This is a genomic window from Citrobacter sp. Cpo037 (assembly GCF_030332945.1).
Classification (GTDB): Bacteria; Pseudomonadota; Gammaproteobacteria; order Enterobacterales; family Enterobacteriaceae; genus Citrobacter; species Citrobacter portucalensis.
On the sequence record NZ_JAOWGW010000042.1, the window covers coordinates 1 to 24,481 of the forward strand.

The following is a 24,481-nucleotide window of genomic DNA, read 5'->3' on the forward strand; positions in this document are numbered from 1 at the left end:
CTGGCTAAAACCTACGGCGGTGCTGCTCGTGCATTCGACCAGATCGATAACGCGCCGGAAGAAAAAGCTCGTGGTATCACCATCAACACTTCTCACGTTGAATATGACACCCCGACTCGCCACTACGCACACGTAGACTGCCCGGGCCACGCCGACTATGTTAAAAACATGATCACCGGTGCTGCGCAGATGGACGGCGCGATCCTGGTTGTTGCTGCGACTGACGGCCCGATGCCGCAGACTCGTGAGCACATCCTGCTGGGTCGTCAGGTAGGCGTTCCGTACATCATCGTGTTCCTGAACAAATGCGACATGGTTGATGACGAAGAGCTGCTGGAACTGGTAGAAATGGAAGTTCGTGAACTTCTGTCTCAGTACGATTTCCCAGGCGACGACACTCCGATCGTTCGTGGTTCTGCTCTGAAAGCGCTGGAAGGCGAAGCAGAGTGGGAAGCGAAAATCATCGAACTGGCTGGCTTCCTGGATTCTTACATCCCAGAACCAGAGCGTGCGATTGACAAGCCGTTCCTGCTGCCTATCGAAGACGTATTCTCCATCTCCGGTCGTGGTACCGTTGTTACCGGTCGTGTAGAGCGCGGTATCATCAAAGTTGGTGAAGAAGTTGAAATCGTTGGTATCAAAGAGACTGCTAAGTCTACCTGTACTGGCGTTGAAATGTTCCGCAAACTGCTGGACGAAGGCCGTGCTGGTGAGAACGTTGGTGTTCTGCTGCGTGGTATCAAACGTGAAGAAATCGAACGTGGTCAGGTACTGGCTAAGCCGGGCTCTATCAAGCCGCACACCAAGTTCGAATCTGAAGTGTACATTCTGTCCAAAGACGAAGGCGGCCGTCATACTCCGTTCTTCAAAGGCTACCGTCCGCAGTTCTACTTCCGTACTACTGACGTGACTGGTACCATCGAACTGCCGGAAGGCGTAGAGATGGTAATGCCGGGCGACAACATCAAAATGGTTGTTACCCTGATCCACCCAATCGCGATGGACGACGGTCTGCGTTTCGCAATCCGTGAAGGCGGCCGTACTGTTGGTGCGGGCGTTGTTGCCAAAGTAATGAGCTAATTGCCGAATAACATTTGACGCAATGCGCAATAAAAGGGCATCATTTGATGCCCTTTTTGCACGCTTTCACACCAGAACCTGGCTCATCAGTGATTTTTTTTGTCATAATCATTGCTGAGACAGGCTCTGAAGAGGGCGTTTAGTCCGAAACGCACCAGAGCATTTCGGTTTGGATCGCCTCGCTTACGCGGGGTGAAAATGTTTGTAGAATACTTCTGACAGGTTGGTTTATGAGTGCGAATACCGAAGCTCAAGGAAGCGGGCGCGGCCTGGAAGCGATGAAGTGGGTTGTTGTCGCTGTATTGCTGCTTGTAGCTATCGTTGGCAACTACCTCTATCGTGACATGATGCTGCCGCTGCGTGCGCTGGCCGTAGTGATTCTGATTGCCGCAGCGGGTGGTGTCGCGCTGTTGACAACAAAAGGTAAAGCGACCGTTGCTTTTGCCCGTGAAGCGAGAACCGAAGTCCGTAAGGTCATTTGGCCAACTCGCCAGGAAACATTGCACACCACATTAATTGTGGCTGCGGTTACCGCAGTAATGTCACTGATCCTGTGGGGACTGGATGGTATTCTGGTTCGCCTGGTATCCTTTATCACTGGCCTGAGGTTCTAAGATGTCTGAAGCCCCTAAAAAGCGCTGGTACGTCGTTCAGGCGTTTTCCGGTTTTGAAGGCCGCGTAGCCACGTCGCTGCGCGAATATATCAAGTTACAAAATATGGAAGAGCTGTTTGGCGAAGTCATGGTGCCGACCGAAGAAGTGGTCGAAATCCGTGGTGGCCAGCGTCGCAAGAGCGAACGTAAATTCTTCCCGGGCTATGTACTGGTCCAGATGGTGATGAATGACGCAAGCTGGCACCTGGTGCGCAGCGTGCCGCGTGTGATGGGCTTTATCGGCGGTACATCTGACCGTCCGGCGCCGATCAGCGACAAAGAAGTTGATGCGATCATGAACCGTCTGCAGCAGGTTGGCGATAAACCACGTCCGAAAACGATGTTTGAGCCAGGTGAAATGGTTCGCGTTAGTGACGGTCCGTTTGCTGACTTTAACGGTGTGGTTGAAGAAGTGGACTACGAGAAGTCCCGCCTGAAAGTCTCTGTTTCTATCTTCGGTCGCGCGACCCCAGTAGAACTGGACTTTGCCCAGGTAGAAAAAGCCTAAACAGCGATCAAAAAAGCGGCGATTTAATCGTTGCACAAGGCGCGAGATTGGAATACAATTTCGCGCCTTTTGTTTTTATGGGCCCTGTCCGTAAAACGAATTTAATCACGGGGAGCCTCCTTGAGGCGCTATAACCCAACTAGAGGAATTTAGAATGGCTAAGAAAGTCCAGGCCTACGTCAAGCTGCAGGTTGCAGCTGGTATGGCTAACCCGAGTCCGCCGGTAGGTCCAGCACTGGGTCAACAAGGCGTGAACATCATGGAATTCTGCAAAGCGTTCAACGCAAAAACTGATTCCATGGAAAAAGGTCTGCCGATCCCGGTTGTTATCACCGTTTACGCTGACCGTTCTTTCACTTTCGTTACCAAAACGCCTCCGGCAGCAGTTCTGCTGAAGAAAGCGGCTGGTATCAAGTCTGGTTCCGGCAAGCCGAACAAAGACAAAGTGGGTAAAATTTCCCGCGCTCAGCTGCAGGAAATCGCGCAGACCAAAGCTGCCGACATGACTGGTTCCGACATTGAAGCGATGACTCGCTCCATTGAAGGTACTGCACGTTCCATGGGCCTGGTAGTGGAGGATTAAGAAATGGCTAAACTGACCAAGCGTATGCGCGTGATCCGTGACAAAGTTGATGCAACTAAACAGTACGACATCAACGAAGCTATTGCTCTGCTGAAAGAGCTGGCCACTGCTAAATTCGTAGAAAGCGTAGACGTTGCCGTTAACCTCGGCATCGACGCTCGTAAATCTGACCAGAACGTACGTGGTGCAACTGTACTGCCGCACGGTACTGGCCGTTCCGTTCGCGTAGCCGTATTTGCCCAGGGCGCAAACGCTGAAGCTGCTAAAGCTGCAGGCGCTGAGCTGGTAGGTATGGAAGATCTGGCTGACCAGATCAAGAAAGGCGAAATGAACTTTGACGTTGTTATTGCTTCCCCGGATGCAATGCGCGTTGTTGGCCAGCTGGGTCAGGTTCTGGGCCCGCGCGGCCTGATGCCAAACCCGAAAGTTGGTACTGTAACCCCTAACGTTGCTGAAGCAGTTAAGAACGCTAAAGCAGGTCAGGTTCGTTACCGTAACGACAAAAACGGCATCATCCACACCACCATCGGTAAAGTGGATTTTGACGCTGACAAACTGAAAGAAAACCTGGAATCTCTGCTGGTTGCGCTGAAAAAAGCGAAACCGACTCAGGCTAAAGGCGTGTACATCAAGAAAGTTAGCATCTCCACCACCATGGGTGCTGGTGTTGCCGTTGATCAGTCCGGTCTGACTGCGACTGTGGCGAACTAATATTCGCCTTTACGTGGGCGGTGATTTTGTCTACAATCTTACCCCCACGTTTCTGCTAATTGCAGACGTATATCCGAGATATTCAGGCTGTGGAAAGGCGACAACTGAGTGAATCGCCAGGAGCATAGTTAACTATGTGACTGGTGTGAACTAAGGCAGTCAACGCCGTCACAGATTGAATAGCGACAGATAGACAAGATTTGTTCGTTGGAGCCTGGCCTATCCAGGCCTCCGTCGAAGACCGCAGGTGTTTCGTAAGAAACTTAATGCCCTGCGTAGACGGTGACAGAACGCTAAGATTATTTCTGATACTCTGGCTTGTTTCTGCTCACCGTATTTAGACGCTCTCTCCGTTGGGGAGAGTGAAGTGAGTTCCGGAACATGAGTTCCGGCAAACATCCAGGAGCAAAGCTAATGGCTTTAAATCTTCAAGACAAACAAGCGATTGTTGCTGAAGTCAGCGAAGTAGCCAAAGGCGCGCTGTCTGCAGTAGTTGCGGATTCCCGTGGCGTAACTGTAGATAAAATGACTGAACTGCGTAAAGCAGGTCGTGAAGCTGGCGTATACATGCGTGTTGTTCGTAACACCCTGCTGCGCCGCGTCGTTGAAGGTACTCAGTTCGAGTGCCTGAAAGACACGTTTGTTGGTCCGACCCTGATTGCATACTCTATGGAACACCCGGGCGCTGCTGCTCGTCTGTTCAAAGAGTTCGCGAAAGCGAATGCAAAATTTGAGGTCAAAGCCGCAGCCTTTGAAGGTGAATTGATCCCGGCATCGCAAATCGATCGCCTGGCAACTCTGCCGACCTACGAAGAAGCAATTGCACGCCTGATGGCAACCATGAAAGAAGCTTCGGCTGGCAAACTGGTTCGTACTCTGGCTGCTGTACGCGATGCGAAAGAAGCTGCTTAATCGCAGTTATCTTTCTCAAGCATCTGCTTACGTATAAACTTATTCTGATTTTCAGGAACAATTTAAATGTCTATCACTAAAGATCAAATCATTGAAGCAGTATCCGCTATGTCCGTAATGGACGTTGTAGAACTGATCTCTGCAATGGAAGAAAAATTCGGTGTTTCCGCTGCTGCTGCTGTAGCTGTAGCTGCTGGCCCGGCTGAAGCTGCTGAAGAAAAAACTGAATTCGACGTAATTCTGAAAGCTGCTGGCGCTAACAAAGTTGCTGTAATCAAAGCAGTACGTGGCGCAACTGGCCTGGGTCTGAAAGAAGCTAAAGACCTGGTAGAATCTGCTCCGGCTGCCCTGAAAGAAGGCATCAGCAAAGACGACGCAGAAGCACTGAAAAAATCTCTGGAAGAAGCTGGCGCTGAAGTTGAAGTTAAATAAGCCAACTTTTCTGGTTGCAGCCTAAGAAATTAGGCTGATGGCTGGTGACTTTTTAGTCACCAGCCTTTTTGCGCTGTAAGGCGCCAGTAGCATTTCACACTGTTTGACTACTGCTGTGCCTTTCAATGCTTGTTTCTATCGACGTCTTAATATACTGCGACAGAGCATCAGTTCTGTGTAAATCGCAATGAAATGGTTTAAGCGTGATAGCAACAGGCATTGCGGAAAGTATTCGATTTTCCGGTCAACAAAATAGTGTTGCACAAACTGTCCCTTCGTCGGACAGATGGGTCGACTTGTCAGCGAGCTGAGGAACCCTAATGGTTTACTCCTATACCGAGAAAAAACGTATTCGTAAGGATTTTGGTAAACGTCCACAAGTGTTGGACATACCTTATCTCCTTTCTATCCAGCTTGACTCGTTTCAGAAGTTCATCGAGCAAGATCCTGAAGGGCAGTATGGTCTGGAAGCAGCTTTCCGTTCCGTTTTCCCGATTCAGAGCTACAGCGGTAATTCCGAGCTGCAATACGTCAGCTACCGCCTTGGCGAACCGGTGTTTGACGTTCAGGAATGTCAGATCCGTGGCGTGACCTATTCCGCACCGCTGCGCGTAAAACTGCGTCTGGTGATCTACGAGCGCGAAGCGCCGGAAGGCACCGTAAAAGATATTAAAGAACAAGAAGTCTACATGGGCGAAATTCCGCTCATGACTGACAACGGTACCTTTGTAATCAATGGTACTGAGCGTGTTATCGTTTCTCAGCTGCACCGTAGTCCTGGCGTCTTCTTTGACTCCGACAAAGGTAAAACCCACTCTTCGGGTAAAGTGCTGTATAACGCGCGCATCATCCCTTACCGTGGTTCCTGGCTGGACTTCGAATTCGATCCGAAGGACAACCTGTTCGTACGTATTGACCGTCGCCGTAAACTGCCTGCGACCATTATTCTGCGTGCACTGAACTACACCACTGAGCAGATCCTTGACCTGTTCTTTGAAAAAGTTGTTTTTGAAATTCGTGACAACAAGTTGCAGATGGAACTGGTGCCGGAACGCCTGCGTGGTGAAACCGCCTCCTTTGACATTGAAGCTAACGGCAAAGTCTACGTCGAAAAAGGCCGTCGCATCACTGCGCGCCACATTCGCCAACTGGAAAAAGACGATATCAAACATATCGAAGTTCCGGTTGAATACATTGCTGGTAAAGTTGCTGCTAAAGACTACGTTGACGAATCTACTGGCGAGCTGATCTGCGCAGCTAACATGGAGCTGAGCCTGGATCTGCTGGCTAAGCTGAGCCAGTCTGGTCACAAGCGTATCGAAACGCTGTTCACTAACGATCTGGACCACGGTCCATACATTTCTGAAACTGTACGTGTTGACCCAACCAACGATCGTCTGAGCGCACTGGTAGAAATCTACCGCATGATGCGTCCTGGTGAGCCGCCGACTCGTGAAGCTGCTGAAAGCCTGTTCGAGAACCTGTTCTTCTCCGAAGACCGCTATGACCTGTCTGCGGTTGGTCGTATGAAGTTCAACCGTTCTCTGCTGCGCGACGAAATCGAAGGTTCCGGTATCCTGAGCAAAGACGACATCATCGAAGTGATGAAGAAGCTCATCGATATCCGTAACGGTAAAGGCGAAGTCGATGATATCGACCACCTCGGCAACCGTCGTATCCGTTCCGTAGGCGAAATGGCGGAAAACCAGTTCCGCGTTGGCCTGGTACGTGTTGAGCGTGCGGTGAAAGAGCGTCTGTCTCTGGGCGATCTGGATACCCTGATGCCTCAGGATATGATCAACGCCAAGCCGATTTCTGCAGCAGTGAAAGAGTTCTTTGGTTCCAGCCAGCTGTCTCAGTTTATGGACCAGAACAACCCGCTGTCTGAGATTACGCACAAACGTCGTATCTCTGCACTCGGCCCAGGCGGTCTGACCCGTGAACGCGCAGGCTTCGAAGTTCGAGACGTACACCCGACTCACTACGGTCGCGTATGTCCAATCGAAACGCCTGAAGGTCCGAACATCGGTCTGATCAACTCCCTGTCCGTGTATGCACAGACTAACGAATACGGCTTCCTCGAGACTCCGTACCGTAAAGTGACCGACGGTGTTGTAACTGACGAAATTCATTACCTGTCTGCTATCGAAGAAGGCAACTACGTTATCGCTCAGGCGAACTCCAACCTGGATGACGAAGGCCACTTTGTAGAAGATCTGGTTACCTGCCGTAGCAAAGGCGAATCCAGCTTGTTCAGCCGCGACCAGGTTGACTACATGGACGTATCCACCCAGCAGGTGGTATCCGTCGGTGCGTCCCTGATCCCGTTCCTGGAACACGATGACGCCAACCGTGCATTGATGGGTGCGAACATGCAACGTCAGGCGGTTCCGACTCTGCGCGCTGATAAGCCGCTGGTTGGTACCGGTATGGAACGTGCTGTTGCCGTTGACTCCGGTGTTACTGCAGTTGCTAAACGTGGCGGTACTGTTCAGTACGTGGATGCTTCCCGTATCGTTATCAAAGTTAACGAAGACGAGATGTACCCGGGCGAAGCAGGTATCGACATTTATAACCTGACCAAATACACCCGTTCTAACCAGAACACCTGTATCAACCAGATGCCTTGTGTATCTCTGGGCGAGCCGGTTGAACGTGGTGATGTGCTGGCAGACGGTCCGTCCACCGACCTCGGTGAACTGGCGCTGGGTCAGAACATGCGCGTGGCATTCATGCCATGGAATGGTTACAACTTCGAAGACTCCATCCTCGTATCCGAGCGTGTTGTCCAGGAAGACCGTTTCACCACCATCCACATTCAGGAACTGGCATGTGTGTCCCGTGACACCAAGCTGGGGCCAGAAGAGATCACCGCTGACATCCCGAACGTGGGTGAAGCTGCGCTCTCCAAACTGGATGAATCCGGTATCGTTTATATCGGTGCGGAAGTGACCGGTGGCGACATTCTGGTTGGTAAGGTAACGCCGAAAGGTGAAACCCAGCTGACGCCAGAAGAGAAGCTGCTGCGTGCAATCTTCGGTGAGAAAGCGTCTGACGTTAAAGACTCTTCTCTGCGCGTGCCAAACGGTGTTTCCGGTACGATTATCGACGTTCAGGTCTTTACTCGCGATGGCGTAGAAAAAGACAAACGTGCGCTGGAAATCGAAGAGATGCAGCTGAAGCAGGCGAAAAAAGACCTGTCTGAAGAACTGCAGATCCTCGAAGCTGGCCTGTTCAGCCGTATCTACGCTGTGCTGGTTTCCGGTGGTGTTGAAGCTGAGAAGCTCGACAAACTGCCGCGTGACCGCTGGTTAGAACTCGGCCTGACCGACGAAGAGAAACAGAATCAGCTGGAACAACTGGCTGAGCAGTACGACGAACTGAAACACGAATTCGAGAAAAAACTCGAAGCGAAACGCCGTAAAATCACTCAGGGCGACGATCTGGCACCGGGTGTGCTGAAGATTGTTAAGGTTTATCTGGCGGTTAAACGTCGGATCCAGCCTGGTGATAAGATGGCAGGTCGTCACGGTAACAAGGGTGTAATCTCTAAGATCAACCCGATCGAAGATATGCCACACGATGCTAACGGTACGCCGGTAGATATCGTACTGAACCCGCTGGGCGTACCATCGCGTATGAACATCGGTCAGATCCTTGAAACCCACCTGGGTATGGCTGCAAAAGGTATCGGCGATAAGATCAACGCCATGCTGAAACAGCAGCAGGAAGTCGCGAAACTGCGCGAATTCATCCAGCGTGCTTACGATCTGGGTTCAGATGTTCGTCAGAAAGTTGACCTGAATACCTTCAGCGATGAAGAAGTTCTGCGTCTGGCTGAAAACCTGAAAAAAGGTATGCCGATCGCAACGCCGGTATTCGACGGTGCGAAAGAGTCTGAAATCAAGGAACTGTTACAGCTGGGTGGCCTGCCGACTTCCGGTCAGATCACACTGTTCGACGGTCGTACCGGTGAGCAGTTCGAGCGCCAGGTTACCGTTGGCTACATGTACATGCTGAAACTGAACCACCTGGTTGATGACAAGATGCATGCGCGTTCTACCGGTTCTTACAGCCTGGTTACTCAGCAGCCGCTGGGTGGTAAGGCGCAGTTCGGTGGTCAGCGCTTCGGGGAGATGGAAGTGTGGGCGCTGGAAGCATATGGCGCAGCATACACCCTGCAGGAAATGCTCACCGTTAAGTCTGATGACGTGAACGGTCGTACTAAGATGTATAAAAACATCGTGGACGGCAACCATCAGATGGAACCAGGCATGCCGGAATCCTTCAACGTACTGTTGAAAGAGATTCGTTCGCTGGGTATCAACATCGAGCTGGAAGACGAGTAACTCTCGATCAAACAGGTCACTGGTGCTGGCGTAACAGCCAGCGCCAGATTGTGCTAACTCCGACGGGAGCAAATCCGTGAAAGATTTATTAAAGTTTCTGAAAGCGCAGACTAAAACCGAAGAGTTTGATGCGATCAAAATTGCTCTGGCCTCGCCAGACATGATCCGTTCATGGTCTTTCGGTGAAGTTAAGAAGCCGGAAACCATCAACTACCGTACGTTCAAACCTGAACGTGACGGCCTTTTCTGCGCCCGTATCTTTGGGCCGGTAAAAGACTACGAGTGCCTGTGCGGTAAGTACAAGCGCCTGAAACACCGTGGTGTGATCTGTGAGAAGTGCGGCGTTGAAGTGACCCAGACTAAAGTACGCCGTGAGCGTATGGGCCACATCGAGCTGGCGTCTCCGACTGCTCATATCTGGTTCCTGAAATCTCTGCCGTCCCGTATCGGTCTGCTGCTTGATATGCCGCTGCGCGATATCGAGCGCGTACTGTACTTCGAATCTTATGTAGTTATCGAAGGCGGTATGACTAACCTGGAACGTCAACAGATCCTGACTGAAGAGCAGTATCTGGACGCGCTGGAAGAATTCGGTGACGAATTCGACGCGAAGATGGGTGCGGAAGCTATCCAGGCTCTGCTGAAAAGCATGGATCTGGAGCAAGAGTGTGAAACTCTGCGTGAAGAGCTGAACGAAACCAACTCTGAAACCAAGCGTAAGAAGCTGACCAAGCGTATCAAACTGCTGGAAGCCTTCGTACAGTCTGGCAACAAGCCAGAGTGGATGATCCTGACCGTTCTGCCGGTTCTGCCGCCAGATCTGCGTCCGCTGGTTCCGCTGGATGGTGGTCGTTTCGCAACATCGGATCTGAACGATCTGTATCGTCGCGTTATCAACCGTAACAACCGTCTGAAGCGTCTTCTGGATCTGGCTGCGCCGGACATCATCGTACGCAACGAAAAACGTATGCTGCAGGAAGCGGTTGACGCCCTGCTGGATAACGGTCGTCGCGGTCGTGCGATCACCGGTTCTAACAAACGTCCTCTGAAATCTTTGGCCGACATGATCAAAGGTAAGCAGGGTCGTTTCCGTCAGAACCTGCTCGGTAAGCGTGTTGACTACTCCGGTCGTTCTGTAATCACCGTAGGTCCATACCTGCGTCTGCATCAGTGCGGTCTGCCGAAGAAAATGGCACTGGAACTGTTCAAACCGTTCATCTACGGCAAGCTGGAACTGCGTGGCCTGGCCACCACCATCAAAGCCGCTAAGAAAATGGTTGAGCGTGAAGAAGCTGTCGTTTGGGATATCCTGGACGAAGTTATCCGCGAACACCCGGTACTGCTGAACCGTGCACCAACACTGCACCGTCTGGGTATCCAGGCATTTGAACCGGTACTGATCGAAGGTAAAGCTATCCAGCTGCACCCGCTGGTTTGTGCGGCATATAACGCCGACTTCGATGGTGACCAGATGGCTGTTCACGTACCGCTGACGCTGGAAGCCCAGCTCGAAGCGCGTGCGCTGATGATGTCTACCAACAACATCCTGTCTCCGGCGAACGGCGAACCTATCATCGTTCCGTCTCAGGACGTTGTATTGGGTCTGTACTACATGACCCGTGACTGTGTTAACGCCAAAGGCGAAGGCATGGTGCTGACTGGCCCGAAAGAAGCTGAGCGTATTTATCGCGCAGGTCTGGCCTCTCTGCATGCGCGCGTTAAAGTGCGTATCACCGAATACGAAAAAGATGAAAACGGCGAATTCGTTGCGAAAACCAGCCTGAAAGACACGACCGTTGGCCGTGCAATTCTGTGGATGATCGTACCGAAAGGTCTGCCTTTCTCCATCGTCAACCAGGCGCTGGGCAAGAAAGCTATCTCCAAAATGCTGAACACCTGTTACCGCATTTTGGGCCTGAAGCCGACCGTTATCTTCGCTGACCAGACAATGTATACCGGTTTTGCATATGCAGCGCGTTCAGGTGCATCTGTTGGTATTGATGACATGGTCATCCCAGAGAAGAAACACGAGATCATCTCTGAAGCGGAAGCTGAAGTTGCTGAGATCCAGGAGCAGTTCCAGTCTGGTCTGGTAACAGCAGGCGAACGCTATAACAAAGTTATCGATATCTGGGCTGCGGCGAACGATCGTGTATCCAAAGCGATGATGGATAACCTGCAAACCGAAACCGTTATTAACCGTGACGGCGTAGAAGAGCAGCAGGTTTCCTTCAACAGCATCTACATGATGGCCGACTCCGGTGCGCGTGGTTCTGCAGCACAGATTCGTCAGCTGGCAGGTATGCGTGGTCTGATGGCGAAGCCAGATGGCTCCATCATCGAAACGCCAATCACCGCGAACTTCCGTGAAGGTCTGAACGTACTCCAGTACTTCATCTCTACTCACGGTGCTCGTAAAGGTCTGGCGGATACCGCACTGAAAACAGCGAACTCCGGTTATCTGACTCGTCGTCTGGTTGACGTCGCGCAGGACCTGGTTGTTACTGAAGACGATTGCGGCACTCTGGAAGGCATCACCATGACCCCGGTTATCGAGGGTGGTGACGTTAAAGAGCCGCTGCGCGATCGCGTTCTGGGTCGTGTAACTGCTGAAGACGTTCTGAAGCCGGGTACGGCGGATATTCTGGTTCCACGCAACACGCTGCTGCACGAACAGTGGTGTGATCTGCTGGAAGAGAACTCCGTAGACTCCGTTAAAGTCCGTTCCGTTGTATCTTGTGACACTGACTTTGGTGTATGTGCGCACTGCTATGGTCGTGACCTGGCGCGTGGCCACATCATCAACAAAGGTGAAGCAATCGGCGTTATCGCGGCACAGTCCATCGGTGAACCGGGTACACAGCTGACGATGCGTACGTTCCACATCGGTGGTGCGGCATCTCGTGCGGCTGCTGAATCCAGCATCCAGGTGAAAAACAAAGGTAGCATCCGTCTGAGCAACGCGAAGTCGGTTGTGAACTCCAGCGGTAAACTGGTTATCACCTCACGTAACACCGAACTGAAACTGATCGACGAATTCGGCCGTACCAAAGAAAGCTATAAAGTGCCTTACGGCTCCGTTATGGCGAAAGGTGATGGCGAACAGGTTGCTGGCGGCGAAACCGTAGCAAACTGGGATCCGCACACCATGCCGGTTATCACCGAAGTGAGTGGTTTCGTCCGCTTTACTGACATGATCGACGGCCAGACCATTACTCGTCAGACCGACGAGCTGACCGGTCTGTCTTCTCTGGTGGTTCTGGATTCTGCAGAGCGTACTGCGGGTGGTAAAGACCTGCGTCCGGCACTGAAAATTGTTGATGCTCAGGGCAACGACGTTCTGATCCCAGGCACCGATATGCCTGCTCAGTACTTCCTGCCGGGTAAAGCGATTGTTCAGCTGGAAGATGGCGTACAGATCAGCTCTGGTGACACCCTGGCGCGTGTTCCGCAGGAATCCGGCGGTACCAAGGATATCACCGGTGGTCTGCCGCGCGTTGCGGACCTGTTCGAAGCACGTCGTCCGAAAGAGCCGGCAATCCTGGCTGAAATCAGCGGCATCATTTCCTTCGGTAAAGAAACCAAAGGTAAACGTCGTCTGGTTATCACCCCGGTAGACGGTAGCGAACCTTACGAAGAGATGATTCCGAAATGGCGTCAGCTCAACGTGTTCGAAGGTGAACGTGTAGAACGTGGTGACGTGGTTTCCGACGGTCCGGAAGCGCCGCACGACATCCTGCGTCTGCGTGGTGTGCATGCTGTAACTCGTTACATCGTTAACGAAGTTCAGGACGTATACCGTCTGCAGGGTGTTAAGATTAACGATAAACACATCGAAGTTATCGTTCGTCAGATGCTGCGTAAAGCCACCATCGAAAGCGCTGGTAGCTCCGACTTCCTGGAAGGCGAGCAGGTTGAATACTCCCGCGTCAAGATCGCAAACCGCGAGCTGGAAGCGAACGGCAAAGTGGGTGCAACGTTCTCCCGCGATCTGCTGGGTATCACCAAAGCGTCTCTGGCAACCGAGTCCTTCATCTCTGCAGCATCGTTCCAGGAAACCACGCGTGTCCTGACCGAAGCAGCTGTTGCAGGTAAACGTGATGAACTGCGCGGTCTGAAAGAGAACGTCATCGTGGGTCGTCTGATCCCGGCAGGTACTGGTTATGCGTACCACCAGGATCGTATGCGCCGTCGCGCAGCGGGCGAACTGCCAGCTGCACCGCAGGTAACTGCTGAAGATGCGTCTGCCAGCCTGGCAGAACTGCTGAACGCAGGCCTGGGCGGTTCTGACAACGATTAATCGTTGCCGACCATAATAAAAAACCCGCTTCGGCGGGTTTTTTTATGTCTATGTTATTTCTGATGGCGATTATCAGGTCTACGAAGCCATCCGGCAGTGTCATTAATTTACCGGTGGTAACCGCCGATAAAGCTCAATCATATCGCCGGCCAGATCCTGAATCACCATGGCATTCATCAGGTGGTCCTGCGAATGGACGGTGATGAGATTAACCGGTAGTTTGCCGGTGCCCTCGTCAATACCGATCAGCTGGGTCTGGATTTTATGTGCTTGTTTGACGTACTCGCGTGATTCCGTCATCGCTTGTTCTGCAGCGGAGAAATCACCTTTACGCGCCAGTTGCAATGCCGTCAGGGCCTGGCTGCGTGCAGTGCCAGCGTTTACCAATAACTCCATGATGATCGTTTCTAACTCTTCCATACCATCACTCCAGTAGTTTCAGCGCCTTATCCAGTACCGCATCGCCTTTCATCATACCGTAATCCATCATGTCGATAACGGTGACCTTTTTGCCTAGTGGGTCGGCGATCGCCTGTAGCTTGGCCTGTTCATACTTAACCTGTGGACCGAGCAAAACGATATCCGCTGTAGCGATATTCTCTTCAAACTCGGCCACCGGGACGGCTTTGATGGTGACGTCGACGCCTTTTTTCTGGGCGGCATCTTTCATCCTTTGCACCAGCATGCTGGTGGACATTCCGGCGGCACAGCATAAAACGATGTTTTTCATAAGCAGTCTCGATCAACATGTGTGAATTGATAATTATCGCGAGCCAGCTATAGCAACAACTGCTTTGCAACGAATGTGTGCAAGGCATCACAAAGAAAGCCGCTTTTTCTGAAACCGGTTACAAAAAGAGGCAGAACCCTGCGATCTGGACCAGGTCCAGCGGCTTTTTGACTCGCTTATCACATGCTGGAATATATAATTACTGTCAATAAATACATGTTATAAAAAACAGTATTGACAGCGTTTTTTAAACCCGTATGTTAATACTTAACAGCGGAGAAATTGTAGTTTGCTGTTAACGTAGTAAGTGTTAGTAGAGCTTGATTGGGTTTGCGATAAAGGCCACGAAGTATTTTTTGTATGGGATAGTCGATGCTGAAAACGCTATTTTTTCACCTCGACAATGCTTTCAGGCCACGTAGTTGATATATCTAATCGCAAAAAATCAGTAAAACGCGACGATGTAACGCCATGATTTAATAGTAAATGTTCGTGATTTCTTCTTTTTTGGTTATCACGAGGGAAATAAGGCAACGCATCAAAGAGTATATGTCGCGAGGGGAAGTGTACTTGTTTAGGTCACCAGCCTTGAGTTCTATTATCAAGCGGGTGGAATGTGTTTAACGGTAAATAGAGGAAAGCTTTAGTTAGTATCAATATCCAATATTATCTATAGTAAACGTGTACATTTTAAAGTAGTACCATCAGCAGTATTAAATCGTTAAGTTTATTAATGTTAAATTTGAAGTGTGTAGTAACGTAAAGCCCTGACTGCAATAGTCGGGGCTTTTGTTCATTGTAGATCAAGCTGTTATCCAGGATGCTTGGCCGCGATGGTTCAACATTGCATCACTCAGTGGGCATTAAAAAAATTAATGCTTGCTTAATGATTAGAAGTAGGTCTACTATAGCGGTATCGGTTTGGAACACAGACCTTATGCAAGCAGTTTTAGTAAAGCAGTTCTCAGTTCAAGCGTTATCCTCAGATACTCTTCTTCATGAGCCTCCTCCCTAAGTGCCCCATAAGTTAATTTCTGCAAAACAGGCCATCTTCGCTGCATAAGCGGCTCAAAAACATGAAAGGAAGTATCTATGTCTAACAAAATGACTGGTTTAGTAAAATGGTTTAACTCTGACAAAGGCTTCGGCTTTATCACTCCTCAGGACGGTAGTAAGGATGTGTTTGTACATTTCTCCGCTATCCAGAGTAACGATTTTAAAACGTTAGACGAAGGTCAAAAGGTGGAGTTCTCCGTGGAGAATGGCGCTAAAGGCCCGTCTGCTGTTAACGTTGTCGCGCTGTAATCGCCGATAATTTCACGAACGCTTACGATAGCGATGAAGGCCAGAGCCCGAGCAGTTAAGTGCCAGTGAAGAAAAAACCCGCGAAAGCGGGTTTTTTTGTTTATGCGATTGCTCCTGACCTACGGCACCTGTGAAGCGCGCCCCAGATAGCTGTCCCAGTCTTTCCACACGGGCTGTAAACCCTGGGCCATGAGTGCTTCAGCAACGGCTTCTGGGCGACGATCGTCGTGCGGGGAGAACTGTTCCAGTTCGGGGTGGTTATCGGCATAACCACCGGGCTGGGTTTTTGAGAAGGCGCTGACGTTGTTGATCGCCAACGGGATCACATGGTCACGAAACCATGGCGATTCGCGGGTGGAGAGCGACAGCTCAATTTCTGGCGCCAGTAAACGAAACGCGCAAATGGTCTGGACCAACTGTCGCTCATCCATGATCGATGCAGGCTCAACGCCTCCGGTGCATGGGCGCAGGCGAGGGAAGGAGATAGAGTAACGGCTCTGCCAGTAATGCTGCTGCATCCATAGCAGATGTTCAGCCACCATATAGCAATCAACCCGCCAGCTGTCGGACAAACCAATCAACGCGCCAAGACCGATTTTGTCGATCCCTGCGCGGCCCAGCCTGTCCGGCGTTTCCAGGCGCCAGAAGAAATCCTGCTTTTTCCCTTTTAAATGGTGACGAGCGTAAGTTGCCTCATGATAACTCTCCTGATACACCATCACGCCATCCAGCCCCAGCGTCTTCAGCTCTGCATATTCAGCCTCTGACAACGGCTGTACCTCCATCTGTAAAGAGGCGAACTGGCGGCGAATGGCAGGCAAATGGCGACGAAAGTAATTCATCCCCACTTTTGCCTGATGTTCACCGGTGACCAGCAGCAGATGCTCAAAACCCAGCTCACGGATAGCCGCACACTCTCGTGTTATCTCATCTTCGTCCAGCGTTTTGCGTTTGATACGGTTGCTCATCGAAAAACCGCAGTAGGTGCAGTCGTTGGCGCAAAGGTTGGAGAGATACAACGGCACGTAAAAGCTCACCGTGTTACCAAAACGCTGACGGGTGAGCTTCTGCGCCCGCTGCGCCAGCGGCTCCAGATAATCGGCGGCGGCAGGAGAGAGCAATGCCATCAGATCGTCGCGACTAAGATGCGAAGCGTTGAGGGCGCGCTCTACGTCAGCGGCGGTTTTACCGTTGATGCGCAGGCGGATGTCATCCCAGTCCAGCTGCCGCCAGCGGTCGCTGAACGTTTTCATGCGAAGGCCTCCAGGAATCCGGTTAACGGGCTGGTGGGACTTGCCTGCGAACTTTTGCTTCCTGGTACCGCCTGGCGTGCCAGCAAGCCAGCTTCAACGGCCAGGCGGAAGGCGGTTGCCATCATCACCGGGCTGTCGGCTACCGCGATTGCCGTATTGACCAGCACCGCGTCGGCGCCCATTTCCAGCGCCTGCGTGGCGTGGCTGGGGACGCCGATGCCTGCATCAACCACCACCGGCACGGTCGCCTGTTGGATAATAATCTCCAGCATCGCTTTGGTTTCCAGCCCCTGATTAGAACCGATGGGCGCGCCGAGCGGCATGACTGCAGAACAGCCTACTTCTTCCAGTCGTTTGCACAGCACCGGATCTGCGCCACAGTAAGGCAGTACCACGAAGCCCTTTTTCACCAGTGCTTCTGCAGCTTTCAATGTTTCTATTGGATCGGGTAACAGCCAGCGGGTGTCCGGATGGATTTCTAATTTCAGCCAGTTTGTGCCCAGCGCTTCACGCGCTAACTGGGCAGCAAAAATCGCCTCTTCAGCGGTTTTTGCCCCCGAAGTGTTGGGCAACAGCGTCACACCAGCTTCTACCAGCGGCGCCAGAATGGCATCGTTGTGCTGACGCAAATCCACGCGCTTCATGGCCAGCGTTACCAGTTGGCTGCCGGAGGCGCGAATCGCCTCGACCATCAGCTGCGATGAAGCAAATTTTCCGGTGCCGGTGAACAGATGCGAATCAAACGTTTTGTCGGCAATACGTAACATATCAACCCCCTGCAATAACCTGAAAAAGCAGGATCTGGTCGCCTTCCTGCACGATTTGCTGCTCCCACTGCTCGCGCGGGAGGATCTGCTGATTGAGCGCCAGCGCCGCGCCCGGTTTAAGCTGATTAAGCGCAGTGAGCAGCCCACTGACGGTTTGTCCTTCGGCGCACTGCATCGGCTCATCATTGAACTGAATCTGCATGTTGCCCTCCGCATACCGGGCAGCCGCTGGCACGTCGTAGTGCGAAGCTGCGCCACTGACTGGTTTTACCGTCAAACAGGCGTAGCTCTCCGCTGGGCGTCTCAATACCGCTGAGCAATTTAATCGCTTCCAGCGCCTGCAAGGTGCCCATCACGCCCACAACCGGTCCGACGATACCGGCGGTACGGCAATTGCGTTCGGGCTCTACATCGTCCGGCCACAGGCAGCGGTAACATCCTTGTTCCCACGGGGGCGTCAGCACCATCAGTTGGCCGCCAAAGCCGACGGCGCTGGCGGTGACGAGCGGGGTGTTGAGCGTTACGCAGGCGGCGTTAATTTCCTGGCGCGTGGCCATGTTATCGGTACAGTCGAGCACCACATCGGCACGCGCTACCGCATGCCGAAGCGCATCGCCTTTCAGTCGCTGCTGGAGTGACACCAGCTCGATATCCGGGTTGAGCCGCGTCAGGCGCTGCTGGGCAACCTGCGATTTTGAACGTGCGATATCATCAGTGGTAAACAGGATCTGGCGCTGCAGATTGCTCAGATGAATGTCGTCATCGTCTACCAGCGTCAGTTTTCCGATGCCTGCTCCCGCCAGATACAGCGCGGCAGGCGAACCTAACCCGCCTAAACCGACAATCAGCACATGGCTATCGAGTAGCTTTTGCTGGCCTTCAATGGCGATATCGCTGAGCAGGATCTGCCGGCTGTAACGCATAAAGTCGCGGTCATTCATCGCCCACTCCCGCGATATCCAGTAGTTGGGCCGTAGTGACCTGCCAGTCAGCCGCCTGGGTAATGGCGCTGACCACGGCAATGCTGCCGACGCCGGTCGCCAGTACTGCCGGGGCGCGCTCAAGGCTGATACCGCCAATGGCGACGGTCGGGTAATCCGCTAATCGTTCAATATGGTTTGCCAGTTGCGTAAGTCCCTGCGGGGCGGAAGGCATCTGTTTGGTTTGCGTGGGGAAGACATGACCCAGCGCGATATAAGAAGGCTTAGCGGCGAGCGCGACGTCAATCTCCATATCATCGTGAGTGGAGACCCCCAGGCGTAGCTCCGCCGCCTGGATCGCCTTCAGGTCGGTGGTTTCAAGGTCTTCCTGGCCCAGATGTACGCCGTAAGCGCGGTGCTTAATTGCCAGACGCCAGTAGTCGTTGATAAACAGGCGGGCGTTATAGCGACGACCCAGTTCAATGGCGGCCATAACGTCGGCTTCGACCTCTTCATCACGCTTATCTTTAATGCGCAGTTGGATTGTGCGTACGCCCGCCTGCAGCAAGCGTTCAATCCATTCCACGCTGTCTACCACCGGGTAAAGCCCGAGGCGAAACGGCACGGTCGGGAAATCAGGCTGGTACATTACGCCTCCTCTTTTTTGAGGTAGATTTCGCCGCCTTTGGCTCGGAAGTTCTCCGACATATCCGCCATGCCGACTTCAATCGTTTGTGCAGCAGCGTAGTCGCGAACCTCCTGGCTGATTTTCATCGAGCAGAACTTCGGCCCGCACATGGAGCAGAAGTGGGCGACCTTGCCGGACTCCTGTGGCAGTGTTTCATCGTGGTAGGCGCGGGCGGTGAACGGGTCGAGCGCGAGGTTAAACTGGTCTTCCCAGCGGAATTCGAAACGCGCTTTCGACATGGCGTTATCGCGGATCTGCGCGCCTGGATGACCTTTTGCTAAGTCAGCTGCGTGGGCGGCAATCTTGTAGGTAATCAACCCTTGCTTAACATCTTCTTTGTTCGGCAGGCCGAGGTGCTCTTTTGGCGTGACGTAGCACAGCATCGCGCAGCCAAACCAGCCGATCATCGCCGCACCGATCCCGGAAGTGAAGTGGTCGTAGCCCGGGGCGATATCGGTGGTCAACGGTCCTAAAGTGTAGAACGGTGCTTCATGGCAGTGCTCCAGCTCTTCGGTCATGTTGCGCTGGATCATATGCATGGGCACATGACCTGGGCCTTCTATCATCACCTGCACGTCGTATTCCCAGGCGATTTTGGTCAGCTCGCCCAGCGTATGCAGCTCGGAGAACTGCGCTTCGTCGTTCGCATCCTGAATTGAACCTGGGCGCAGGCCGTCACCCAGCGACAAAGAGACGTCGTAGGCGGCGCAGATTTCGCAAATCTCGCGGAAATGTTCGTACAGGAAGTTCTCTTTGTGATGAGAAAGGCACCATTTCGCCATAATTGAACCGCCGCGTGAGACAATGCCGGTCAGGCGTTTGGCAGTCATCGGCACGTAGCGCAGCAGCACGCCCGCGTGAATGGTGAAGTAGTCGACGCCCTGTTCGGCCTGCTCCAGCAGCGTGTCGCGGAAGGCTTCCCAGGTGAGATCTTCGGCGATCCCGTTGACCTTCTCCAGCGTCTGGTAGATCGGCACAGTACCGATCGGTACCGGACTGTTACGCAGGATCCACTCGCGGGTTTCGTGGATATAGCGACCGGTGGAGAGATCCATCACCGTGTCAGCGCCCCAGCGCGTCGACCACACCAGTTTTTCTACCTCTTCTTCGATAGAGGAGGTGACGGCAGAGTTGCCGATGTTGGCGTTAACCTTCACCAGGAAGTTGCGACCGATAATCATCGGCTCGGATTCCGGGTGGTTGATGTTGGCAGGAATAATCGCGCGGCCCGCGGCCACTTCATCACGCACGAATTCCGGCGTAATGTTTTCCGGCAGGCGTGCACCAAAGTTCATCCCCGGATGCTGGTGGCGAAGCACTTCACTGCGAATGCGCTCGCGGCCCATGTTTTCACGGATGGCGATGAACTCCATCTCTGGGGTCACTATTCCCTGGCGGGCGTAGTACAGTTGGGTGACTCGTTTACCCGCTTTGGCGCGCTTTGGCGTCAGCAGGCCGGTGAAACGCAGATCGTCCAGGCCATCGTCGGCCAGACGTTCTTTGGTATAAGCGGAACTCCGGTCGTCTAATTCTTCGCTATCGTTACGCGCCGCAATCCACGGCTGGCGCAGCTTTGCCAGGCCCTGCTGGACGTTAATCGCCACGTCAGGATCGCCATACGGTCCGGAGGTGTCGTATACCGGAACGGCTTCGTTTTCTTCGAACTGCGGGTTGTCTTTGCTACCGCCAGTCAGCGTCGGGCTGAGCTGAATTTCGCGCATCGGAATGCGGATATCCGGCTGCGAACCGGTGATATAGATGCGTTTTGAGTTAGGGAAGGCGGTCCCTTCCAGGGTATCGATAAAGTGTTGGGCTTGAGCGCGCTGTTCGCGGCGTGATGGTTTAGTAGTGGCAGACATAGCTCATTCCAAATAAAAGTAAGGATATGGCTTGTCAGACGACGGATGAAGCAAGAGAGAAGCTCGCCCGGGGGCGATGCTATTGTAGATTGACTCTTGTTCCCTTCGCAGGTTTTAACCTGATCAGGTTCCGCGGATCCCGAATTAACGGTCTCAGCCTTTTCCACTCATGCTGCTGTGGAAAATAAGCACTCCGACAAGAAGTAACCTCAATAAAGAGGTAATGAATGTAAACTACGCGTTAATGCCGCAAATCTCAAGCATGACGTTTGAGAGTGCTACTCTCGTGCATTGCGTCAAATACCAGCATGATCAGCTTATCTTCCAGCACGAATCGGGCTTCCAGTGCCTCGCCGAGATCCGATAAAACCTGTTGAAATTCAAGGAAGTTATCATGATCAATCGCAGTTTCCAGGCTGGAGTCATAGTAGTCCATGATCAGCTGCGTATTGGCTTCCAGCAGCGGCCAAATTTTTGTGGCTTTTAAAAGCTGCCCGTTCCCTTCCAATTTATGGAGAATACGTTCATAAATACTGAAGTGTCCGGTGGAGAGGTAATCGACCAGGCTCTGACAAAAATCATCCAGCGCCTTTTCATTGAGTCGCATGTACGATTCTTTGCCAGGCTTAATGCCAACCAGATTGTAGTAAGCCACGAGCAGGTGCTTACGTACATGTAGCCAGCGATCAACCAGTTTATTACTTCCTCCGACGTGCTCCGTCAGGCTTTCCAGCTGGTTTAGCATGATTGACTCCGCAAGATGGTGTTTAGGAACTGCTCACCCGTAAATGTAAAAATAATGTAAACAACATGCCTGTGAAGCAAAGGTTGCGCAAGAGATATGGATCGTATAATTGAAAAATTAGATAGCGGCTGGTGGATCGTCAGTCATGAGCAAAAGTTATGGTTACCTCATGGCGAGCTACCTTATGGTGACGCAGCCCGTTTTGATCTGATTGGTCAGCGCGCGCTGCCAATAGGCGAGTGGGAAGGGGAGACTGTCTGGCTGGTGCAGCAGCAGCGTCGACACGATATGGGGTCGGTGCGCCAGGTCATTGACCAGGATGTTGGCCTGTTTCAACTGGCCGGACGCGGCGTACAGCTGGCGGAGTTCTATCGCTCGCATAAATTCTGCGGCTACTGCGGCCATCCCATGCACCCGAGTAAAACGGAGTGGGCGATGCTCTGTAGCCACTGCCGTGAACGTTATTACCCGCAAATTGCCCCGTGCATAATCGTCGCTATTCGCCGAGATGATTCCATCCTGCTTGCCCAACATGTTCGGCATCGTAACGGCGTGCATACCGTACTGGCGGGTTTTGTCGAAGTGGGTGAGACCTTAGAACAGGCGGTGGCGCGTGAAGTTATGGAGGAAAGCGGTATTAAGGTGAAAAACCTGCGCTATGTCACTTCTCAGCCATGGCCGTTCCCGCAGTCTTTGATGACCGCATTTATGGCGGAGTATGATAGCGGCGAAATCGTCATCGACCCGAAAGAGCTGCTGGAAGCGAACTGGTATCGCTATGACGACTTACCGCTCTTACCCCCGCCGGGTACCGTCGCGCGTCGATTGATTGAAGACACTGTGGCAATGTGTCGGGCTGAGTACGAGTAAAGAGCGAGTGGTGATACACTGATGGACTGACGCAATAAGGAACTGCAAAAATGACCGAACTGAAGAACGATCGTTATCTGCGTGCGCTGCTGCGCCAGCCCGTTGATGTCACTCCGGTATGGATGATGCGCCAGGCAGGCCGCTATCTACCGGAATACAAAGCTACCCGTGCCGAAGCGGGCGATTTTATGGCGCTATGCAAAAATGCCGAGCTGGCCTGCGAAGTCACGCTGCAGCCGCTGCGTCGCTATAAACTTGATGCCGCGATCCTCTTCTCGGATATCCTGACGATCCCGGATGCGATGGGACTCGGGCTGTATTTTGAAGCAGGAGAAGGTCCACGCTTCACCTCTCCGATTACCAGCAAGGCTGACGTCGACAAACTGCCGATCCCGGACCCGGAAGATGGGCTGGGGTACGTGATGAACGCGGTGCGTACTATCCGCCGTGAACTGAAAGGCGAAGTGCCGCTGATCGGCTTCTCCGGTAGTCCGTGGACGCTGGCGACCTACATGGTTGAAGGCGGCAGCAGCAAAGCCTTCACCGTGATTAAAAAGATGATGTACGCCGATCCTAAAGCGCTGCATCTGCTGCTTGATAAGCTGGCGAAGAGCGTCACGCTGTACCTGAACGCGCAGATCAAAGCGGGTGCGCAGTCGGTGATGATTTTCGACACCTGGGGTGGTGTGCTGACCGGTCGCGACTATCAGCAGTTCTCCCTGTACTACATGCACAAAATTGTCGATGGCCTGCTGCGCGAGAACGAAGGTCGTCGCGTACCGGTGACCCTGTTTACCAAAGGCGGTGGTCAGTGGCTGGAAGCGATGGCGGAAACCGGCTGTGATGCGTTAGGTCTCGACTGGACCACTGACATTGCCGATGCGCGTCGTCGTGTAGGTCATAAAGTGGCGTTACAGGGCAATATGGATCCGTCCATGCTGTATGCGCCGCCGGCCCGCATCGAAGAAGAGGTGGCGACAATTCTGGCCGGATTTGGTCAGGGTGAAGGGCATGTCTTTAACCTGGGCCACGGCATTCATCAGGACGTCCCGCCAGAACATGCGGGTGTCTTTGTGGAGGCGGTACATCGGTTGTCCGAACAGTACCACCGCTAAGGAGTCATCATGGATCTCGCGTCATTACGCGCGCAGCAGCTTGAACTGGCTTCTTCAGTGATCCGCGAGGATCGTCTGAAGAACGATCCGCCGGATCTGATCGGCGGGGCGGACGTTGGGTTTGAGCAGGGTGGTGAAGTGACGCGAGCCGCAATAGTCTTACTGAAGTATCCCACGCTTGAACTGGTCGAATACAAGGTGGCGCGTATCGCCACCACCATGCCCTACATACCCGGATTTCTCTCCTTTCGTGAAACTCCCGCGCTGATGGCCGCCTGGCAACTGCTCTCGTACAAGCCAGATCTGCTGTTTGTTGACGGTCATGGCATTTCTCACCCGCGTCGTCTGGGCGTGGCCAGCCATTTTGGCCTGCTGGTGGACGTGCCAACGATTGGTGTGGCGAAAAAACGATTGTGCGGCAAGTTTGAACCGCTCGCTGCTGAACCTGGTGCGCTAGCGCCGTTGCTGGATAAAGGCGAACAACTGGCATGGGTCTGGCGCAGCAAAGCGCGCTGTAACCCGTTGTTTATTTCTATGGGCCACCGCGTGAGTATGGACAGCGCACTAGCGTGGGTTCAACGCTGTATGAACGGCTATCGTTTGCCGGAACCCACACGCTGGGCAGATGCAGTGGCATCCGAACGCCCGGCTTTTACTCGGCTTGCAGCAAAAATGCCCCATATCGGGTAAACTGCGGCTAA

The 24,481-nt window shown here is 52.8% G+C and carries 22 protein-coding genes and 1 riboswitch; of the genes, 13 read left to right on the plus strand and 9 right to left on the minus strand.

The window, feature by feature from the left end; translation table 11 throughout:
• The 9 genes from tuf to rpoC all read left to right on the plus strand — a co-directional run.
• On the plus strand, positions 1-1,080 hold a 1,080-nt coding region (gene tuf / locus OGX94_RS05185; protein ID WP_108361594.1), incomplete at its 5' end, for an elongation factor Tu.
• Positions 1,081-1,310: 230 nt separating this feature from the next.
• Positions 1,311-1,694 carry a preprotein translocase subunit SecE gene (gene secE / locus OGX94_RS05190; protein WP_003033128.1) on the plus strand — a complete coding sequence of 128 codons (384 nt, stop codon included), beginning with the start codon at positions 1,311-1,313 and terminating at the stop codon, positions 1,692-1,694.
• Position 1,695: 1 nt separating this feature from the next.
• Positions 1,696-2,241: a transcription termination/antitermination protein NusG gene (gene nusG / locus OGX94_RS05195; protein WP_003033125.1), complete on the plus strand. Its 546-nt coding sequence runs from the start codon at positions 1,696-1,698 to the stop codon at positions 2,239-2,241.
• Positions 2,242-2,395: 154 nt separating this feature from the next.
• Entirely contained in the window at positions 2,396-2,824 is a 429-nt protein-coding gene (gene rplK, locus OGX94_RS05200; protein WP_003033122.1) for a 50S ribosomal protein L11, read from the plus strand.
• A 3-nt stretch (positions 2,825-2,827) separates the two neighbouring features.
• Complete coding sequence (gene rplA, locus OGX94_RS05205; protein WP_003033119.1) at positions 2,828-3,535, plus strand: 50S ribosomal protein L1; 708 nt, start codon at positions 2,828-2,830, stop codon at positions 3,533-3,535.
• Positions 3,536-3,949: 414 nt separating this feature from the next.
• Positions 3,950-4,447, plus strand: a complete 498-nt coding sequence (rplJ, locus tag OGX94_RS05210; RefSeq protein WP_001207203.1) for a 50S ribosomal protein L10 — start codon at positions 3,950-3,952, stop codon at positions 4,445-4,447.
• 66 nt (positions 4,448-4,513) lie between these two features.
• Entirely contained in the window at positions 4,514-4,879 is a 366-nt protein-coding gene (rplL, locus tag OGX94_RS05215) for a 50S ribosomal protein L7/L12 (RefSeq protein WP_003033114.1), read from the plus strand.
• A gap of 320 nt (positions 4,880-5,199) precedes the next feature.
• Positions 5,200-9,228 (plus strand): DNA-directed RNA polymerase subunit beta, encoded by a 4,029-nt coding sequence (rpoB, locus tag OGX94_RS05220; RefSeq protein ID WP_003033111.1) that lies wholly within the window; start codon positions 5,200-5,202, stop codon positions 9,226-9,228.
• A gap of 76 nt (positions 9,229-9,304) precedes the next feature.
• Positions 9,305-13,528, plus strand: coding sequence for a DNA-directed RNA polymerase subunit beta' (gene rpoC, locus OGX94_RS05225; RefSeq protein WP_003826919.1), 4,224 nt, complete (start codon positions 9,305-9,307; stop codon positions 13,526-13,528).
• A 102-nt stretch (positions 13,529-13,630) separates the two neighbouring features.
• Here rpoC and OGX94_RS05230 read toward each other — a convergent pair whose 3' ends face one another.
• Positions 13,631-13,948, minus strand: coding sequence for a PTS lactose/cellobiose transporter subunit IIA (locus OGX94_RS05230; RefSeq protein ID WP_257662393.1), 318 nt, complete (start codon positions 13,946-13,948; stop codon positions 13,631-13,633).
• 4 nt (positions 13,949-13,952) lie between these two features.
• Positions 13,953-14,258, minus strand: coding sequence for a PTS sugar transporter subunit IIB (locus OGX94_RS05235; RefSeq protein ID WP_003826913.1), 306 nt, complete (start codon positions 14,256-14,258; stop codon positions 13,953-13,955).
• A 1,092-nt stretch (positions 14,259-15,350) separates the two neighbouring features.
• Between OGX94_RS05235 and cspG the strand changes: the two genes are divergently transcribed.
• Entirely contained in the window at positions 15,351-15,563 is a 213-nt protein-coding gene (cspG, locus tag OGX94_RS05240; protein WP_003033098.1) for a cold shock protein CspG, read from the plus strand.
• Between the two features lie 119 nt (positions 15,564-15,682).
• Here the strand turns inward: cspG and thiH are convergent, their stop codons facing one another.
• The 7 genes from thiH to OGX94_RS05275 form a co-directional block, all read right to left on the minus strand.
• Positions 15,683-16,816, minus strand: coding sequence for a 2-iminoacetate synthase ThiH (gene thiH, locus OGX94_RS05245; protein ID WP_191226547.1), 1,134 nt, complete (start codon positions 16,814-16,816; stop codon positions 15,683-15,685).
• Complete coding sequence (gene thiG, locus OGX94_RS05250) at positions 16,813-17,583, minus strand: thiazole synthase (RefSeq protein WP_197385382.1); 771 nt, start codon at positions 17,581-17,583, stop codon at positions 16,813-16,815. The genes thiH and thiG overlap by 4 nt, the downstream gene beginning before the upstream one ends.
• A gap of 1 nt (position 17,584) precedes the next feature.
• The gene (gene thiS, locus OGX94_RS05255) at positions 17,585-17,785 is read right to left on the minus strand and encodes a sulfur carrier protein ThiS (RefSeq protein ID WP_016155307.1); all 201 of its coding nucleotides are present in this window, start codon (positions 17,783-17,785) and stop codon (positions 17,585-17,587) included.
• Positions 17,766-18,524, minus strand: coding sequence for a HesA/MoeB/ThiF family protein (locus OGX94_RS05260; RefSeq protein ID WP_257662394.1), 759 nt, complete (start codon positions 18,522-18,524; stop codon positions 17,766-17,768). The genes thiS and OGX94_RS05260 overlap by 20 nt, the downstream gene beginning before the upstream one ends.
• Positions 18,517-19,152, minus strand: coding sequence for a thiamine phosphate synthase (gene thiE / locus OGX94_RS05265; RefSeq protein ID WP_257662395.1), 636 nt, complete (start codon positions 19,150-19,152; stop codon positions 18,517-18,519). The genes OGX94_RS05260 and thiE overlap by 8 nt, the downstream gene beginning before the upstream one ends.
• A complete protein-coding gene (gene thiC, locus OGX94_RS05270; protein WP_257662396.1) occupies positions 19,152-21,050 on the minus strand; it encodes a phosphomethylpyrimidine synthase ThiC in 1,899 nt (632 codons plus the stop codon). Before thiC ends, thiE begins: the two co-directional genes overlap by 1 nt.
• A gap of 83 nt (positions 21,051-21,133) precedes the next feature.
• Positions 21,134-21,256, minus strand: a riboswitch (TPP riboswitch).
• Positions 21,257-21,306: 50 nt separating this feature from the next.
• Positions 21,307-21,795 carry an Rsd/AlgQ family anti-sigma factor gene (locus OGX94_RS05275; RefSeq protein WP_003826892.1) on the minus strand — a complete coding sequence of 163 codons (489 nt, stop codon included), beginning with the start codon at positions 21,793-21,795 and terminating at the stop codon, positions 21,307-21,309.
• A gap of 96 nt (positions 21,796-21,891) precedes the next feature.
• On the opposite strand from OGX94_RS05275, the gene nudC reads away from it, so the two are divergent.
• From nudC to nfi, 3 genes are read left to right on the plus strand one after another with little or no spacing between them, the layout of a single operon-like run.
• Positions 21,892-22,665, plus strand: a complete 774-nt coding sequence (nudC, locus tag OGX94_RS05280; protein WP_003033074.1) for an NAD(+) diphosphatase — start codon at positions 21,892-21,894, stop codon at positions 22,663-22,665.
• A gap of 50 nt (positions 22,666-22,715) precedes the next feature.
• Complete coding sequence (hemE, locus tag OGX94_RS05285) at positions 22,716-23,780, plus strand: uroporphyrinogen decarboxylase (RefSeq protein ID WP_003826889.1); 1,065 nt, start codon at positions 22,716-22,718, stop codon at positions 23,778-23,780.
• A gap of 9 nt (positions 23,781-23,789) precedes the next feature.
• Positions 23,790-24,470 (plus strand): deoxyribonuclease V, encoded by a 681-nt coding sequence (nfi, locus tag OGX94_RS05290; protein WP_257662397.1) that lies wholly within the window; start codon positions 23,790-23,792, stop codon positions 24,468-24,470.
• Positions 24,471-24,481 lie beyond the last annotated feature (11 nt).